This window comes from Amedibacillus sp. YH-ame10 (genome assembly GCF_053848885.1).
Genome location: NZ_JBSPFA010000015.1, coordinates 39,846 through 58,101, shown reverse-complemented (window position 1 = coordinate 58,101; position 18,256 = coordinate 39,846). Strand labels below are relative to the sequence as shown.

Sequence of the window (18,256 nt, the reverse complement as noted above, 5' to 3'; positions counted from 1 at the left end):
AATGTGGAATCGTAAATTAGGACGTACTGCTGATCACCGTAAAGCATTGTTCCGTAACATGGCTACATCAGTTATTGCTAACGGACAGATTGAAACTACTGAAATGAAGGCAAAAGAACTTCGTACAGTTGTTGATGAACTGATTACTTTAGCGAAACGTGGAGACCTGCACGCTCGTCGTCAGGCTGCTGCTTTCGTACGTGATGTTGTAGTTAACGAAACAACAGGACAGACAGCATTACAGAAATTATTTGACGAAATCGGACCTGCATATGCAGAACGTAATGGTGGTTACACTCGTGTAATTAAAACCAGAGTTCGCCGCGGAGACGCAGCGCCAATGGCAATCATTGAATTAGTTAAATAATCTAGATAGCATCGTGTATATATACATGGTGCTTTTTTTTATTCTTGATTGCTCTAAAGAATGGAACGTGCTAAACTTATGGGTATATATGAGGAGGATGTTAGATGAAACAAAGAAAAATGAGGATGATTATCATCTGTATAATTGTTGCTATATGCATCCTTGGAATTGCAGGGTATTTACTAACGAAAAAAGATACATCATCCATTACATTTGTTGAGAATGATGTGATAGAATACGGAAATCAAAACAGTAGTTCAAAAAGCCTTGTTGAAGACACAAACGCTACGATTACTTCATATCCTAAAATCAATGTGATGAAGATCGGAAAACAGACACTGACATATGTAGTAAAAGATGGTTCCTCAACAAAGGAAATTACACATGAAATTACAATTAAAGATACAAAGAAACCAAGTATTGAATTCAAAGAAGAAGAAGTAAGCTGCTTATTCGATAGTGAGTTTAATCCAGTATTAAACATCCAATCTATAAAAGATCCAGTAGATGGAGAATTACAATATCATGAGAGTTCAAAAAAAGGGAGCTATCAAGTTACTTCTAATGTGAATATTTCAAAAGAAGGAAGTTATACAGTAGAGGTAACCGCAATTGATAAGAATGGCAATAAAGCTAAGAAAAGCTATAAGGTAACAGTAAAAAAAGGTACACAAGGAACATCTCAAGAAATCCAACCTACCTATATCAATGGTATACTCATTGTGAATAAGAAGTATGGTTTACCAAGCAGTTTTGGAGAAATGGATTCGACAGCTTATGCAGCGCTACAGAATCTTCAAAAAGAAGCGCAAGAGGCAGGTTATGATATACCAACACTCTCTGGTTTTCGTACCTATGATACACAAGTAACGTTATATAATAACTATGTAGCGCGTGATGGAAAAGAAGCCGCAGATCGTTATTCTGCACGTCCTGGTTTCTCTGAACACCAGAGTGGCTTATGTTTTGATATTGGGGCGATCGATGATAATTATGGAGAAACGCCTGCAGGGAAATGGTTAGAAGAAAATTGCCATAAATATGGATTTATTATCCGTTATCCAAATGGAAAAGAAAATATTACAGGATATATGTATGAACCATGGCATGTACGCTATGTTGGAGAAACAGTCGCAACTACGATTATGAATAAAGGAATCACATTAGAAGAATATTTAGGAGTAAAAGGATAAAATGGAGAATGAGACAAATAATTTAATACAAGAAATGGAACAATATGCAGTCGATAACAACGTTCCTATTATGATGCAAGATGGACTAGAATTTATGTGTTCTTTTATTCATGAACACAATATCAAATCCGTTTTGGAAATAGGAAGTGCTATCGGATATTCTGCACTACGTATGGCAATGCTTGACAAAGATATACGCGTTGTAACGATTGAAAGAGATGAAGCTCGATATCAGAAAGCAAAAGAATATATAGAACGTAGCAAATACGCAACTCAAATCACGTTATTATATGGAGATGCTTTAGAAGCACATATCGAAGGAGAGTTTGACATGTTGTTTATCGATGCGGCCAAAGCGCAATATATCAAATTTTTTGAGCGTTATGAAGGCAATGTGAAACAACATGGGTATATCTTATCTGATAATTTACAATTTCATGGGTTTGTAGAACATCGCGATCGTAAGATGTCTAGAAATCTTCGTCAATTGGTTGGCAAAATTGAACGCTTTGTAGATTACTTAAAAACCAGAGATGATTATGACACACAATTCCTAGAAGATGGGGATGGTATTGGAATTAGTAGAAAAAAATAGTTTTCATGTATTAACTATAAGGTTTTGTGATACAATATAATCATAGAAAGATAATATTAGAAAGTGGTGACTTATATGAAAAAAATAATACCTGTATTAGCAATTCTTGGTGGTGCAGCAGCACTTGCTGCATATAAAATTAAAAAGGATGAGCAGAAAAAAATCATCGATCTTGATGAAGGTATGCTTTATGATGAAGCATTAGCAGAAAATGAAGATGATCCTGTTGAAGAAGGTCCTATCAGTGATCCTACTTCTTGTTGTGTAGAAGATGTCAAAGATAAGATTAAAGACACTTTAGACAGCGCTGATGAGGCAATTGATGAAGCAAGCGATAAAGTGGAAGCTTTTGCGGAACATGCTTCAAAGAAAGTAAAAAAGGCTGTAAAGGATGCAAAGGAAGTATTTCCAAATCTTTTAGAAGAAGAAATCAATGAGTTAAAAGATAAGGCAAAAGCAATCATGGAAGATATGCGTGCACAAGGTGATGTTCACGAAAACGAACGTCCTGTACAACACACTGTCCATTTTGATGCTGTTGAGGATGCTGAGAACTTTAAAAACAAAATCATCAATAAAGGATATGTTGTAAGTGCTGGTGAAACAGAACTTGAACTTCTTGTACTTCATATCGCTCCACTAGATGAAGTGAAATTGATTGCGAACATTTTATACATCGTAAATGAAGTCCGTGCAAATCATGGAACTTACGATGGATGGACAAGCAAGATAACTTATTGAACATGGAAAATTCCATGTTTTCTTTTTTTCTATAAACATACTTGAGAATTATAGAATTAGGATATTGCGATTTTTTTACTTTCCTATATAATAAGAGGATATAGGGAGATGAGGGAAATGATTAAAAAGCACTTTAATTTTTTCACGATGTTTGTAAGTGGCGCTTTTTTTTGTGTTCTCGGCGTCTCTTTTCTTTTTGATAGCTTGTCTATATGGAATTGGCTCTATATTACATTAGTTGCGGGTATTTCAGGAGTCGTTGTCATTAAAATCTTTAATATGTTCTTAAACTATAAAAAGATTAAAAAAAGAATTTCACAATGGATGGATATCCTTCTTTGGATTGTAGTATTAATCGTCTCCTTTTCTGTTCCAGAATATTTTTATGCGATATTACCTAGACTAGTGGGTGGATGGATTTTGCTTCATGCGATTGTAAAAATCATTGTTTTGAACATACGTAAAAAAGATAAACTACCCGTACAAATTCATAGTATTTTATTCTTGATTGGTGATTTAATCATGTGTTTCTATTTATTGATTGCGCCTGATAAACATGAGACAGTTATCAATTGGTTTACAGGGGGATACTTCATTATTTATGGAGGAAATGTTTTACTTGATATGATTCGTGAAATATTACCAACTGGTTCAGGAGAAAAGTTAGATCATAAAATACAATTATCCGTACCTCCAATTTTATCTGTAATCATACCACCTCATCTAATGTCTACGCTATTAAACAAAGATAAAGAAGATCAAATCAAAGAAGAATTTGAGGCCATTAAAGAAGATATACCGGTAGATATGGAAGTGCTTATTCATTTAGCCGCAAAGGGACCAGCGATGTTTGGACATGCGGATTTGGTGTATCGTGGGATGGTCATATCCTATGGGTGTTATGATCCTCATAATCGTCGGTTGTTTGGTACGTTAGGAGATGGGGTAATCATCATCGCACCACGTGATTCCTATATTAAGAATTGCCTTGAGAATGAAGGGAAAACATTAGTTAGCTTTGGGGTATCTTTAAATACAGAACAAAAGAAATTACTGAATGAACGATTATTAGAAGTGTTTTCTAATTTGGTTGATTTTGAAAGTGATGAACAATTAAAACAAAAAAATCTTCCAATTCAAGGCATTTGTGATGATTATATTAGTAGGGTAACACGAACTTCACCAGAAGCACTGTTCTATAAAATCAAAGAAGGAAAATTAAAAACATTCTTTGTGTGTTCTACAAATTGTGTGTTCTTCATGTCCAACATATTAAGTGTCATAGGTTTAAATTTGTTTGATTTAAGCGGTATTGTATCACCAGGAGCATATTATGACTTTTTAAACAAACAATTTAAAAGTAATAAAGGATTCATTGTTTCTAGAAAATTATATCGAAAAAAAGATGCACATTTGTTTTCAAAGCGTAAGGGTTTGTAATACGGTCTCATTCGTTGTATAATAATAAGGCTTTGAGGTGATGAAAATGGAAAAGATAAGAGTAGAAAATCTAACCTTTTCTTATGATAGAGAAAGAAACGCAGTAGAAGGTGTTTCTTTTCATATTGAGAAAGGCAGTTATACGACAATCATTGGACATAATGGTAGTGGGAAAAGTACGATAGCAAAATTGATCACTGGACTATTAGAAAAAAGTGATGGAAAGATCTTTGTAGACGATGAAGAATTAACGGTTGATAATGTGTACGATATACGCAATAAAATTGGAATTGTTTTTCAAAATCCTGACAATCAGTTTATTGGTGCAAGCGTCGCAGATGATATCGCGTTTGGTTTAGAGAATCATCAGGTAGCAAGTGAAAAAATGCAAGAGATTATCGAACGTTTTGCGGATAAGGTCAAGATGAGTAAATATTTGTTAAGTGAACCTACGAAATTATCTGGTGGACAAAAACAAAGAGTTGCCATTGCGGGTGTTTTAGCAATGTCTCCTGAAATCTTGATTTTTGATGAATCCACTAGTATGTTAGATCCACAAGGAAAAGCAGAAATCAACGAACTTATTCAAGAAATTCATCGCGAAAGTAAAATCACAATCATCTCAATTACGCACGATATTGAAGAGGTGGCAACTGCAGATTACGTCATTGTCATGGATGATGGACATGTCGTTATGGAAGGAAAACCAGAAACCATATTGTTGCGTGAAGAGGAACTAATTGCGCTTCAATTGGATATCCCTTTCGCATTAAAATTTACAAATGCATTGAAAAAATGTCATATTCATATAGCAGCATGTACAACAATGGAAAAGGTGGTGGATGAAGTATGTCAATTACGTTCAAACAAGTAGAACATACATACAATCCTGATTCTCCTTTTTCTTATGCAGCATTAAAAGGAATCGATTTAGATATAACAGAAGGAAAAGTAACCGCTGTTATCGGAGAAACTGGAAGTGGAAAATCTACACTTGTTCAGCATTTAAATGCACTTCTTTTACCAAGTGGTGGAGAATTACAAGTTCTAGATAAAACCATTACCGCAAATGTAAAACCAAAAGATTTAAAAAGCTTACGTAAACAAGTAGGACTTGTGTTCCAATTTCCAGAGTATCAATTATTTGAAGAAACAATCGCAAAAGATGTTAGCTTTGGACCTAAGAACTTTGGTGTAAGTGAAGAAGATGCATATCTTCGAGCAAAAGAGATTATAAAAATTGTAGGCATGGATGAAAGCTACTTAGAAAAATCTCCATTTGATTTATCTGGAGGACAAAAAAGAAGAGTCGCAATCGCTGGTATTTTAGCAATGGACCCAAACGTATTAGTACTTGATGAACCAACAGCTGGATTAGATCCACAAGGTGCACAAGATATGATGGCACTCTTTGTACGTATGAATAAAGAATTCAAGAAAACAGTTTTAATTGTTACGCATGATATGGAACATGTTCTTCATTACTGCGATGAAGTAATCGTAATGAAAGATGGTAAAGTGAAAACTAAGTGTGATGTACAATCTTTCTTTGAAGATGTTTCTATATTAAAAGAATTGGAGATTAATCCACCAGCTGTCATTCGTCTTCGTGAAGAATTGATTAAAAACGGATTTCATATCGACACAAAGATATTGGATATCGATGAACTTGCGGCTGCGGTTGAAAAAGAGGTGAATCCTCATGAATAATATTGCATTAGGTAGTTACCTTCCATTAGATTCACCAATACATAAAATGGACCCTCGTGCCAAAATATGTGCGATGTTACTAATGATGATTGCGATTTTCTTGCCAGCAGGATACATTGGTTATGTTGTATTAGGCATTTGTATTGTGCTAGTGGCAATCCTAGCAAAACTAAAAATCAAATTCTTATGGCGAGCTATGAAGCCAATGTTGTTTATGTTAAGTTTTTTATTGATTATCAACTTAATTGTAGTAAAACAAGGAGATGTCTTATTTTCAATTAGTAGCTGGGATATTTATAGTGGTGCTATTTCACAGACTTTATATATTGTGGTTCGATTAGCCTTAATGATTATGATTACCACAATATTAACAGCCACCACAAAACCCTTAGAACTTACATTAGGAATCGAAGATTTATTAAAACCATTTCAAGTAATTCACGTACCAGCTCATGAAATTGCGATGATGATTTCTATAGCGTTACGTTTTATTCCTACATTAATTGAAGAAACACAGCGTATAATGAAAGCACAGGCATCCCGTGGTGTGGATATGGAAAATGGGAAATTAATCGAAAAAGTAAAAGCGATTCTTTCTTTGATTGTTCCATTGTTTGTTTCTGCCTTTCAAAGAGCAGAAGATTTAGCCTATGCAATGGAAGCGAGAGGGTATATTCCAAATCGTCCTCGTACACGTTATAAACAATTGAAAATGACAGGGCGTGACTATATATTACTTGTAGGTGTCTTTGTTATCCTAGCTCTTACTATCGGTATTGCGCTATATGTCTAGATTCAAAGCGATTGTAAGTTATGATGGTTCTCGATACGGTGGATGGCAAAAACAACCCAATACTCATTCTATCCAAGAAGAGATAGAACTTGCGTTAGAGAAGATCAATGGCACCCCTACACCTATCACAGCGAGTGGTAGAACGGATGCACTTGTTCATGCGATTGCGCAATGCTTCCATTTTAATGCTGTTAAAGAACTTGATGGAGATCACTGGAGACAGGCGATCAACTCCCTTCTTCCTAAAGACATACGTATTCAACAGGTAGAGAAGGTTCATGATGAATTTCATGCACGATTCGATTGTGTTGGGAAACGTTATGATTATTTAATTACACATGATGTACTCAATCCATTCCTAGAACAATATATGGAAAAAGATCGAAAGATTTTGGATGTTGCCTATATGCAAGAATGTGCAAATGTATTTATTGGCACCTATGACTTTACAAGTTTCACAAGTAATAAAATTGACCCAAGAAAGCCAAGGATCAAAACTATAACACGTGCTGAAATTCTACAAGAAGGTAAATCTGTACGTATGATATTTGAAGGCAATGGATTCTTACGTTATATGGTAAGAATGCTAGCGGGAACACTCATTGAAGCTGGAAAGCATCGTATTTCTAAAGAAGATGTTGAACAGATGCTACATGCGAAGGATAAACATGTATGCCGTTATAAAGCGCCAGCCCAAGGGTTGTATTTAGTAAAGGTTGATTATAAAGAAGAGTAATCTTCTTTTTTTGTTATATAAGGTGTATGATCAAAATAGAACGGAGGTATTCAAATGAATTTAGAAGAATTTTATGATCAATTCAAAAAGGAAGTTGATACTGCTGCAAAAAAAAATGAATTAGGAGATGATAATGAACCCAAAGGGTTCACAAAGAAAATTTTAAAATGTATTGAGGATAGTCTGACTAATTTGGGAATTGAATATCATAATCCTAAGTTAAAAGACAATAGAATAGGAAGCTTTTTTCAAAAAGAGTACTACAAAATCGATATGGTAGGATGGACAAGAACAGAAGAATATGAGAATGCGGGTAAGAATGCTCCCCTAAACAAACATGCATGGATATTGGATTTTGCCATAGAACATGAGAATAATTATCGAGATTGGTCGGATGAAGTTATTAAGCTGATGAATATTGATTGCCCACTAAGGGTCGTGATTGGTTATGTGAATAGAAAGGATCTTTGTGATGAAGGAGCATTAAATTATATGAACGAGATGTTATCTAAGCTTTATATAAATATGAGACCTAAAATACATCAGAATGATGAGTTTGCAATCATACTAGGAAATAAGAATGCAAAAAGGACAATTACAAAAAGTTTAGATTATAGATGTTATAAGGTATATTTCGAAAATGGGAAATTCGATTATAGACAAGTATAGGAATAAAATTATATACAAGATATTCTCACTGCTTTATAAGCCAGGTAATTTCAATTTCTTATACTTTATGGTATAGTATACCTATAATTTTTATACTAATTAACAAGGAGGTACTATGCGGAAAACAAATTATCATACACATACAAAAAGATGTATGCATGCATCAGGAGCAGATGAGGAATATGTAGTAAGTGCAATAAAGAATGGTTACAAAGAACTGGGATTTTCAGATCATACACCATGGAAATATGGAAGTAATTATGTCGCTCATATGCGAATGAAACTTGCACAGTTCGACGATTACTATGCATCCATAGCAAGTTTAAGAGAAAAGTATAAGGATCGAATTTCAATTAAAATAGGATTGGAATGTGAATACTTTCCCAAATACATGCCATGGTTAAAAAGCTTTATAAAAGAAAAAAACATCGATTATATTATCTTTGGGAATCATTATTATAAAACAGATGAAAGACAAGTTTATTTTGGGACTGCATGTGAAAGCGAAGAAATGATGCGCTATTATGTAGATGAAGCTATTGAGGGAATGGAAACAGGATTATATTCTTATTTATGTCATCCAGATTTATTTATGAGAGGGCACCGTGTATTTGATGATATTGCGAAACGCGAATCAAGAAGACTATGTGAAGCCGCAAAAAGACTTAACATTCCTTTAGAATATAATTTAGCTGGTGCACAATATAATGATATTATGAATACTATGCAATATCCACATACAGAGTTCTGGAAGATTGCGGCTGAAGTTGGGAACACAGCCATCATTGGTGTTGATGCTCATGAGCCTGCTGCTTTGGAACATGATAAATATCGTAATCAAGCACTTGCTTTATTCGAAGAACTACATATGAATGTTACGGATACGATTAAATTTTTTAACTCTTCTAATAAATAGAGGAGTTTTATTTATATCCTGTAAACAACTTGATGAAATAAAGGTGTACTTCCATAATAATCTCCACGATATTGTTAATGATTAGATGATATTTAAAACAAAAAAACATCATTATTTAGTTTTGTCCTATGCTTAAAAAAGGTTATAGAATAAAGCGTTCATGAAAAAAGGAGGAATCTTGCAAAAACACAAAGTTTTTGTTGACTTATAGGTCATTTGATTATAAACTATTAAATAGGCACTTATGCCTTTGTAGCCCCGGAAACTACATCGGAAAGGAAGTATTAATATGCGCCAAACAACATTTACAAAACCTGCTGAAGTTGAACGTACATGGTACGTTGTAGACGGAACAGGAAAAACTTTAGGACGCTTAGCGACTGAAGTTGCAACAGTATTAAGAGGTAAACACAAACCTACTTATACACCAAACGTAGACTGTGGAGATTATGTTATCGTTATCAACGCTGACAAAATCGAAATGACAGGAAACAAATTGGATACTAAAAACTATTACAATCACTCTGGTTATGCAGGCGGAATGCGTGTACGTAGTGCACGTACTATGAAAACTAAGTACACAGTTGAATGGGTTGAAAAAGCTATTCACGGTATGTTACCTCATACAAAACTTGGTGATGTAATGCGTAAACATGTATTTGTTTACACAGGTAATGAACATCCACATACAGCACAAAAACCAGTTGAACTGGTTATCAAAGGTTAGGAGGAATAAGAAATGGCAGCTAAGAAAAATACAGTTACTTACATTGGTACAGGACGCCGTAAAACATCTGTTGCTCGTGTCTTTATGACTCCGGGTAAAGGTACAATTTCAGTTAATGATAAAACATTAGAAGAATATTTGCCTTATGAAACTTTGCGTATGGTTGTTCGTTCACCATTAGAATTGACAGAAACTTTAGGTCAATTTGATATCAAAATCAATGTTCAGGGTGGTGGTTACACTGGACAGGCTGGAGCAATGCGTCATGGTATCACTCGTGCTTTAATGGAAGCAAGCGCTGATTACCGTCCTGCATTAAAAGCAGCTGGTTTTGTTACACGTGACCCTCGTGCGAAAGAACGTAAAAAATACGGTCTTAAAGCAGCACGTCGTGCACCTCAGTTCTCAAAACGTTAATTATTTATCGTATTGGAACAATTCACAATTTATTGTGTACAGAGAACCCTTTATTGCAAAGGGTTTTTTTGTGTTTAGAAGTGTATAGAAAGTTACATTTATGTGTATATTTGCTCATCAGTATTTCAAATAACCATAATTTAAAGATCTCTCCTTTCTATTGAAATGATAAAAAACTATTAACTTAGAATTTATTTAGAAGTATTGATTACTAAAAACCTTTTTTATAATCTAGTTGCTTCGCGTCTATTTTATAGAATCATTGTGATAATACCGATGGATGTGATAAGATGTTTGTATACTTAAATATTCTTTTGATTTTCATCGTTAATAATTTATAAATCAGATTATATATGATAGAGATACATTTTACAGTATAGACTAAAGGAGAAGGGAAAATATGAAAATGAAGAAAATGGCACTGATATCAATGATTATGATATTACTCACCGCTTGTACGAGTAAATCAGGTGGGGAAATACAGGTTAGCGGAAAACCTAATCTCGTGGGGGCTTATCAGGAAATGAACTTGCCTACATATTGGATCGATAAATTAGATAATCCTGATGAACTTATTATGTCAAAAAAACAGATTGAAGATTTCAATAAAAAAATTACAGATTCAGAGGCTACAAAATGTATAGATTTAGACAGCTATAAGAAAACACTAGAGAAAGATGAATTACTTGAAAAGTTAAGATTATATACAGTTCCAGAAGAACCAATATATATTAATAATATTGCTGTAAGTGATGATTATTACGAACAACTTCTTTCAAATAGGAATGAAGAGAAGGTAAAGGATGAAAATCCCGTAAGATTTGGAGTGATTATACAAAATACTCAAGTAAGAAATTTTCCTACTTCTGATGTGAGTTACAGCGAAGCAAATGATATCGATTTCGATATGGGCTGTGAATCAGTTTTAAAAAGTGGCGAGAGGGTTTTGATTTTACACGAATCCACTGACCAAAGTTGGCAATATGTACAAGCATATAATTATATTGGTTGGGTGAAAACAGAGGATACTGCATACTGTACAAACGATGAGTGGAAATCAATAGCACAGAATACTGATTGGCTTACGGTTACAGGAAATCGAATTATCTTAGATGTGAACAATAGTAATCTTAAAGTTTCTAGTAAGGAATTTACTATGGGGACGAAATTCATGCTAGTTAAAGATAAGCCTTTAGATGTTGACGGAGTTTTTACAGAAAGCTCTTATGTAGTGTTGATTCCCACAAGAGAAGAGAATGGAGATTTGAAACTAGTTGAAACAAGGATACCTCAAGGATTAGATGTAACTGAAGGTTTCTTGGAATATACTCCTAGAAATGTAATAACGCAGGCATTTAAAATGCTTGGAGAGCGTTACGGTTGGGGTGGACTGTGGAATGCACGTGATTGTGCTAGTTACATAATGGATGTTTATCATTGTTTCGGAGTTAATTTACCTAGAAATGCTGATAGTCAGGCTGCAGTACCTGCTAAAAGAGTTGATGTATCGAAAAATAGCGATGAACAAAAAGAAGCCTTAATTCTAAAGCAACCAATTGGCACATTGCTTGAGATAAATGGTCATATTATGATATATATAGGTGAGTATGGGGGGGAACCATTTGTAATTCAGCAAGCATTTAGCTTTATACCAAAGGAAGATGAAAAACTTGTTACAGCTGGATGTTCATTTGTGTCTAATCTTGAGATAAAAAGAGGGAATACAGGAAAATCATTTTTAAGAGAAATTAGAACGATAAATGCAATTCAATAATGATATTTATTTACTTAATTATATTGGTACTATAAGCTTTCATAGGTCAAAAAGGCACGTCATTTAAAATGATATGCTTTTTTTTACATTAATCTTAATTTATATAGAAATTCTGTGAGCAAAAACAAAAAGAATTTTATTCATAAAATATGATTCCTTAGTACCTATGTGCGAATCTCCAAATTTCATAACGAGACATTTAGAAATGCTTCGTAAAACCTCGTGTTTAATAAATTTAGATAAAACTCCTATGAAGATCATATGTGACAAAATCAATTGATAAAATATTCCTATCTCCTTACGTTATAGATCAATTGAGAAATTAATTTTATTATGAACGGACTTTTTAAATACATTCTAAAAAAATTTAGAGGTACATTTAATATTTAATTAAGAATCATTTGAGATTGTATTAAGGGTTATCGTGTATGCTTAGCACAGAAAGAAAAAGGAGATGTTCAAAATGAAAAAGACAAGAAAAGTGTATACAATTTCCATGGTAGTAATGTTATGTTTTATGATAGCGGCATGTGGAACAGGGAAAAAAGAAACAAAAATGGAGAAAGATGAGATGACAGAAGCATCGGATAAATCCATGAAGAAGGAGGACAATAGTATGAGTGGTATGTTTGTTGCGGAAATGAACAAGAAAACAAGTGGTAAAGTTGAACTTAAAGATAACAAATTGATGTTAACAGAGTTTGTGACAGATGAAGGACCAGATGTTCATGTATGGTTAACGAAAGATGGAAATATGAAAGATGGATATGATGTTTCAAAAATTGATCTAAAGGATATGGATCAAACATTTGAAATCGACATGGCTATGAAGAAAGACTTTAATACGGTTGTGATCTATTGTAATGATGCGGAAAGTGTATTTGCTAAGGCGACATTATCAATGATGAAATAAGGCTTAAAAATCATATAAATGGTAATTGATAGGTGTAAAGGTTACACTGTAGGTAAAACGAACCTTTATAAGCAACTGCGAAGAATACAAACTTCCTATCATGCTTATAAAGGGGAAGGAGAGTCTTATGAAACAAATACTAATTGTTGATGATGAAGCGGATATCATTGCTATCGTGAAACGTTATTTGGAACGAGAAGGCTATGAAATTTATACCGCAACAAATGGTGTGGAAGCATTACGGATTTATAAGACACATGCGATTGATTTGATCATAACAGATATCATGATGCCAAAAATGGATGGATATGAATTTATGGAAGAGGTTTTAGAAATTGAAGAACGCGCTCCCTTTATTTTTATAAGTGCGAAAGATCAGGAACAAGATAAAATATATTCTTTAATGCTTGGTGCAGATGACTTTGTGACAAAACCATTTAGCCCTAGAGAATTAACTCTTCGAGTGAAGAACCTATTAAATCGAATCACTCCAAATACGCAAGACAATGAGTATAAGGTTGAAAAAGAACATATTAAAATAGATAAACAACGACATCAAGTATATTTATATGAAGAAGAATTGATATTGTCTATTAAAGAATTTCAATTATTGTTGTTGTTTTTATGCAATATAGGGCGCGTGTTTTCAAAATCTGAGCTGTATAAGAAAGTTTGGGAAAGTGATTATATGGATGATGCGAATACATTGAATGTACATATATTTAGTCTTCGAGAAAAGCTAGATAAAGGTTCTATGGGGAAAGCATATCCACGCATTCAAACGGTTTGGGGACTTGGATACCGTATGGAGGAAAGTCGATGAGACTTAAGAACCTTATGATTACCTCTTTTATTGTATCGGGTCTTGTAGTTTTGTGTATCGTTTGGGTGAGTATTCAAAAGATGTATGTGACAACAGAAACAGGATATATTCTTATCTTGATTACTTGTATTGCGAATGTTGTAGGTGCTATTTTTGGCTTATTTCTATTAAGAGGAACGTTTCATTCTCTAGATAATTTTCGTGAACAAACGCGACAAGTGCAAAATAACTGTTTTCAAATGATTACACTAAATAAGGCACCAAAAGAATTTATGCGGTTGGCTGGTGATTTTAATGATATGGTCGTTGCATTGTCAGACAGTTTTACTGCTTTAGAGAAAAGTGAACAAGAAAAGAGCAATATGATTTCACAGCTTGGTCATGATATTAAAACTCCTATTACAGCTATAGGGAGTCAAATAGAAGCTATACAAGATGGGATTATATTAAAAGAAGAGATACCAGAAATTTTAAATCAAATGATGAATCAAGTAGAACGATTACATGAATTAACGAAGCAGTTGATGGAAGTGGCAATGGTAGAGAATGAAAATCACTTTTTGAGCTGCAAACAAATGCTTCATGAAGTATGGATGGATCAATTGTTAGTAAAGATTTTATCAGGGTTTCAATTTAAAATGAAAAAGAATAGACAACACCTTTGTGTAGAGATGAAGGAAGATATATGCTTTCAGGCTATGGATGAAATGAGCTTAACAAGAATTTTAAGTAATTTGATTGATAATAGCATTCAGTATGCCAATAAAGAAAGTACTATCGTAATAACTGTGAAAAAAATAGTGAATACCGTAGAATTCAGCATTCAAGATGAAGGTATTGGTATTCCTAAAGAAGATATCCCTTATATTTTTGATCGATTGTATCGTGTTGAAAAATCCCGTAATCAGTATACAGGAGGCTCGGGTTTAGGGTTGTATATTAGCAAGACATTGGCACTCCAACTAAAAGGAACATTATTTGTAGAAAGTGAAGAGCATGTAGGATCGAAATTTACATTGGTATTGCCTTGTTGATGGTGTGTCATAGGAAACATTATCTTGTATGATAAAAGTTTCGAATTTTTGAAGAAGAGGAAGTGATTATATGTATCATGAAGTGTATTTTGGTACTGTTTTTGTGGCAGGGATACTATCGTTTTTCTCACCTTGTATTTTCCCATTGTTGCCAGTTTATATGAGCACATTGTTTAAAGATGTGGATACGCATGAAAAGCAAACGATAATGAAAATAAAACATTTGCGTGCGATTGCGAAAACCCTATGTTTCATATTAGGGTTATCTACCGTATTCTTTATTTTAGGGTATGGAGCGGGCGCATTAAGTGGAGTGTTAAATCATCCATATACCAATTATGTAATGGGCGCAATTGTCATTGTAATGGGATTACATCAAATGGAGATTATTAACATCAAAACCTTGCAAAGAGAAAAAAAGGTAAAAATGAAACAGAAAGAGTTTAAAGGTTATCTTCAAGCGTATATATTGGGGTTAACATTTAGCTTTGGTTGGACACCATGTATTGGACCTGTCTTAAGTGCTGTTCTTGCGATTGCGGCATCCAATGATGGATCTGCGTTATATGGAGGAAGTCTTATGATGGTGTATACTTTGGGGTTATCTATTCCATTTCTGTTATTAGCACTTGCCTCAAGTTTTATCATGCAATACTTTCAATTTATAAAGAAGCACATGATATTGATAAAGCGCATCTCGGGTCTTTTGTTAGTTTGCATGGGTGTACTGCTTATGTTTAACAAGTTGAATGAACTTATTACGTTATTTTAGGCGTAAGGAAAAGAGGATATAATATGCGATTTAAGTATATAACAATGATAGGTATGTGCCTATGTATTATGGCAGGTTGTTCAGAACGTGATATGTCTAAAAAAGAGGAACAACAAAAGGATATGGCACCATTGTTTACGATGCAAAATAATCTTGGAGAAACTAAGAGTTTAACGGATTATAAAGGAAAGAAACTGTATATAAAAATATGGGCATCTTGGTGTCCGATCTGTTTGTCTGGATTGGATGAGTTGAATACGTTGAAGGAAGATAATAGTGAATATGAGGTTGTGACAATGGTTGCGCCACTTCATCAAAGTGAGATGAGTCAGGAAGATTTTATGGAATGGTTTACGAAATTGGAATATAAAAATATAAACGTGCTATTTGATAAAAACGGCGAATACTTACAAAAAATTGGTGTACGTGGGTATCCTACATCGGTATTTATAGATAAAGAAGGTAATCTGATAAAAGTACAACCTGGCCATTTAAATAAAGATCAAATTGATCAAACAATGGCAGATATCAAGTAAAAAAGGAAGGAACGTACAATAGAGAATACGTATTGTATATGGTCGTTTTATGAAGAAGAAAATCATAATACTTGTATGTAGCGTAGCTACAATCCTTGTATTGTATGCTGCGATACAAAGTAACCGATCAGAAAAAAGTAAGATCGATAAGAGAATCGAAAGCATCTCAAAGAAAGAGGTAAAACCGATGGAAAGGAATCAAGAGAAAAAAATAAAAGAAATTTATTTAGCAGGCGGTTGTTTTTGGGGACTAGAAGAATATTTCTCGAAAATAGATGGCGTGGAAGATGCGTCTGTTGGATATGCAAATGGTACCAAGGATAAGACAAGTTATGAAATGCTGAGAAATACAGAACATGCGGAAAGTGTTCATGTGGTATATGATGAAAATATCGTGAGTTTGCATGAGCTTCTCTTATATTACTTCCGTGTGGTAGATCCTGTTAGTTTAAATAAACAAGGCAATGATGCTGGTAAACAGTATCGTACAGGTGTTTATTATATAGATGTGGAAGATCTAACAATCATTGAACAAACAATGAAAGAACAAGCAGTGAAATTAGGAAAAACATTAGCTGTAGAAGTATTTCCATTAAAGAATTATGTAGTTGCGGAAGAGTATCACCAAGATTATCTAAAGAAAAATCCTGGAGGATACTGTCATATTGATGTGAGTAAAGCAGATATGCCAGTCATAGATGAAGCAAAATATCCAAAGCCAACAGATAAAGAATTGCGCGAAATGCTCACGATACAACAGTATGAAGTTACTCAAAATGGAGTTACAGAAGGAGCATTCAATAATTTATACTGGGATGAAAAAAGCGCTGGAATCTATGTAGATATAACGACAGGAGAACCTTTATTTTCATCAAGTGATAAGTTTGATTCTGGATGTGGATGGCCAAGCTTTACAAGACCGATTTCTTCAGAGGTGATTACCACGAAGAAAGATGAAAGTTTTGGTATGAAACGTATAGAAGTAAGAAGTCGAAGTGGGAATGCACATTTAGGACATGTGTTTGATGATGGGCCTAAGGATAAAGGTGGATTGCGTTTTTGTATCAATAGTGCATCTATTGAATTTGTAAAGAAAGGGGATATGGAAAAGAGAGGGTATGGCTCCTTATTGAAGTATGTATAATGAAATTATAAAGTAAATGAAAAGGTACTTGCAGAAGGATAGTATATTTTGTAAGTGCCTTTTTTGTTAGGGGAAGTTAGAGTTATTAATGCGCGATTGTCTAAAATGTACAATTGTAGTATGATATAGGCAAAAAGGATGTGTCATATGGAAAATAATCGTTCAAGAGATAAGGCAGCTCGTTATGCAGTTGTCTACAATAAAATATTACAAATGATTGAAGAAGGAATGTATCCAGAAGGAAGCAAACTAATAAGTGAGCCAGTTCTAGCACAACAGATGGATGTAAGTCGTTCCACTCTTCGTCAAGCATTAAATCTTTTACAAGAAGATGGTATTATTGAAGCCCGTCGAGGTGTTGGAAACTTTGTACGTAAGACAATTGATATCAATGCGACTGGATTAGAAAAGATGGATAATCCTATTTATAAATCTTGCATGGATACTCTAGAACATGTTCGACTTGAGATTGTGCCGGGGATTTCAACTGAATATACACAACGCATCTTTAAGCGTAAAATGCCAGTTGTGTTGGCTGTTCATCGTTATTATGAATATGAAGGGAATGTATATGCTTATTGTTTCTCACATATTGCGAGTGATTGGCAATGTTTGAATTCATTTGATCTTAATGATGATGCAAGTTTTATGAAGTTCATGGAACAGGATATATATCAGCTAGCGCATTCAAGGAAGTGTGAAATTAAGGTTGTTGCTATGAGTGATAATTTGAAAGACAAAAACATCGTACATACAACAGATATGTTTCAAATGATCCATGAAACAATCGTGGATATGCATGGAGAAGTAGTTGCGGTGAATAAATATTATATACCAATTGATCGAGCATTGATTAAAATTTATAGTAATCATTAAAGGAACTTCGAGAGTGAAGTTCTTTTTTTTGTAAGCATTTACAAAAAAGTTGTTGACAAATATTGTACACATGTATTATA

General features: G+C 33.9%; 21 protein-coding genes. All 21 read left to right on the top strand.

Annotation, left to right across the window (positions count from 1 at the left end; genetic code table 11):
* Position 1 precedes the first annotated feature (1 nt).
* Positions 2-367, top strand: coding sequence for a 50S ribosomal protein L17 (rplQ, locus tag ACWG42_RS07985; protein WP_455791404.1), 366 nt, complete (start codon positions 2-4; stop codon positions 365-367).
* Positions 368-471: 104 nt separating this feature from the next.
* On the top strand, positions 472-1,560 hold the full coding sequence (locus ACWG42_RS07980; RefSeq protein WP_455791403.1) for a D-alanyl-D-alanine carboxypeptidase family protein: 1,089 nt from the start codon (positions 472-474) through the stop codon (positions 1,558-1,560).
* A 1-nt stretch (position 1,561) separates the two neighbouring features.
* Positions 1,562-2,155 carry an O-methyltransferase gene (locus tag ACWG42_RS07975; RefSeq protein WP_455791401.1) on the top strand — a complete coding sequence of 198 codons (594 nt, stop codon included), beginning with the start codon at positions 1,562-1,564 and terminating at the stop codon, positions 2,153-2,155.
* Between the two features lie 75 nt (positions 2,156-2,230).
* Positions 2,231-2,896, top strand: a complete 666-nt coding sequence (locus ACWG42_RS07970; protein WP_455791400.1) for a ribonuclease E inhibitor RraB — start codon at positions 2,231-2,233, stop codon at positions 2,894-2,896.
* A 117-nt stretch (positions 2,897-3,013) separates the two neighbouring features.
* A complete protein-coding gene (locus tag ACWG42_RS07965; protein ID WP_455791399.1) occupies positions 3,014-4,336 on the top strand; it encodes a hypothetical protein in 1,323 nt (440 codons plus the stop codon).
* A 46-nt stretch (positions 4,337-4,382) separates the two neighbouring features.
* Positions 4,383-5,210, top strand: a complete 828-nt coding sequence (locus ACWG42_RS07960) for an energy-coupling factor transporter ATPase (protein ID WP_455791398.1) — start codon at positions 4,383-4,385, stop codon at positions 5,208-5,210.
* Positions 5,186-6,046: an energy-coupling factor transporter ATPase gene (locus ACWG42_RS07955; RefSeq protein WP_455791397.1), complete on the top strand. Its 861-nt coding sequence runs from the start codon at positions 5,186-5,188 to the stop codon at positions 6,044-6,046. The genes ACWG42_RS07960 and ACWG42_RS07955 overlap by 25 nt, the downstream gene beginning before the upstream one ends.
* Positions 6,039-6,839, top strand: a complete 801-nt coding sequence (locus tag ACWG42_RS07950) for an energy-coupling factor transporter transmembrane component T family protein (protein WP_455791395.1) — start codon at positions 6,039-6,041, stop codon at positions 6,837-6,839. Before ACWG42_RS07955 ends, ACWG42_RS07950 begins: the two co-directional genes overlap by 8 nt.
* A complete protein-coding gene (truA, locus tag ACWG42_RS07945; protein ID WP_455791394.1) occupies positions 6,832-7,575 on the top strand; it encodes a tRNA pseudouridine(38-40) synthase TruA in 744 nt (247 codons plus the stop codon). The genes ACWG42_RS07950 and truA overlap by 8 nt, the downstream gene beginning before the upstream one ends.
* Before the next feature lie 54 nt (positions 7,576-7,629).
* Positions 7,630-8,244, top strand: coding sequence for a hypothetical protein (locus tag ACWG42_RS07940; RefSeq protein WP_455791393.1), 615 nt, complete (start codon positions 7,630-7,632; stop codon positions 8,242-8,244).
* A gap of 115 nt (positions 8,245-8,359) precedes the next feature.
* Positions 8,360-9,160, top strand: a complete 801-nt coding sequence (locus tag ACWG42_RS07935; protein WP_455791392.1) for a histidinol-phosphatase — start codon at positions 8,360-8,362, stop codon at positions 9,158-9,160.
* Between the two features lie 289 nt (positions 9,161-9,449).
* Positions 9,450-9,887, top strand: coding sequence for a 50S ribosomal protein L13 (gene rplM, locus ACWG42_RS07930; RefSeq protein WP_455791391.1), 438 nt, complete (start codon positions 9,450-9,452; stop codon positions 9,885-9,887).
* A 12-nt stretch (positions 9,888-9,899) separates the two neighbouring features.
* Positions 9,900-10,304 carry a 30S ribosomal protein S9 gene (rpsI, locus tag ACWG42_RS07925; protein WP_455791390.1) on the top strand — a complete coding sequence of 135 codons (405 nt, stop codon included), beginning with the start codon at positions 9,900-9,902 and terminating at the stop codon, positions 10,302-10,304.
* A 400-nt stretch (positions 10,305-10,704) separates the two neighbouring features.
* A complete protein-coding gene (locus ACWG42_RS07920; protein WP_455791389.1) occupies positions 10,705-12,078 on the top strand; it encodes an SH3 domain-containing protein in 1,374 nt (457 codons plus the stop codon).
* A gap of 463 nt (positions 12,079-12,541) precedes the next feature.
* A complete protein-coding gene (locus ACWG42_RS07915; protein WP_455791388.1) occupies positions 12,542-12,991 on the top strand; it encodes a DM13 domain-containing protein in 450 nt (149 codons plus the stop codon).
* Positions 12,992-13,118: 127 nt separating this feature from the next.
* Positions 13,119-13,814 (top strand): response regulator transcription factor, encoded by a 696-nt coding sequence (locus tag ACWG42_RS07910; protein ID WP_455791387.1) that lies wholly within the window; start codon positions 13,119-13,121, stop codon positions 13,812-13,814.
* On the top strand, positions 13,811-14,848 hold the full coding sequence (locus ACWG42_RS07905; protein ID WP_455791386.1) for a sensor histidine kinase: 1,038 nt from the start codon (positions 13,811-13,813) through the stop codon (positions 14,846-14,848). The genes ACWG42_RS07910 and ACWG42_RS07905 overlap by 4 nt, the downstream gene beginning before the upstream one ends.
* Before the next feature lie 70 nt (positions 14,849-14,918).
* Entirely contained in the window at positions 14,919-15,620 is a 702-nt protein-coding gene (gene ccdA2, locus ACWG42_RS07900) for a thiol-disulfide oxidoreductase-associated membrane protein CcdA2 (RefSeq protein ID WP_455791385.1), read from the top strand.
* 23 nt (positions 15,621-15,643) lie between these two features.
* On the top strand, positions 15,644-16,156 hold the full coding sequence (locus tag ACWG42_RS07895) for a redoxin family protein (RefSeq protein ID WP_455791384.1): 513 nt from the start codon (positions 15,644-15,646) through the stop codon (positions 16,154-16,156).
* A gap of 49 nt (positions 16,157-16,205) precedes the next feature.
* Positions 16,206-17,300: a peptide-methionine (R)-S-oxide reductase MsrB gene (gene msrB / locus ACWG42_RS07890; RefSeq protein WP_455791383.1), complete on the top strand. Its 1,095-nt coding sequence runs from the start codon at positions 16,206-16,208 to the stop codon at positions 17,298-17,300.
* Positions 17,301-17,447: 147 nt separating this feature from the next.
* Positions 17,448-18,176, top strand: coding sequence for a winged helix-turn-helix domain-containing protein (locus ACWG42_RS07885; RefSeq protein ID WP_455791382.1), 729 nt, complete (start codon positions 17,448-17,450; stop codon positions 18,174-18,176).
* Positions 18,177-18,256 lie beyond the last annotated feature (80 nt).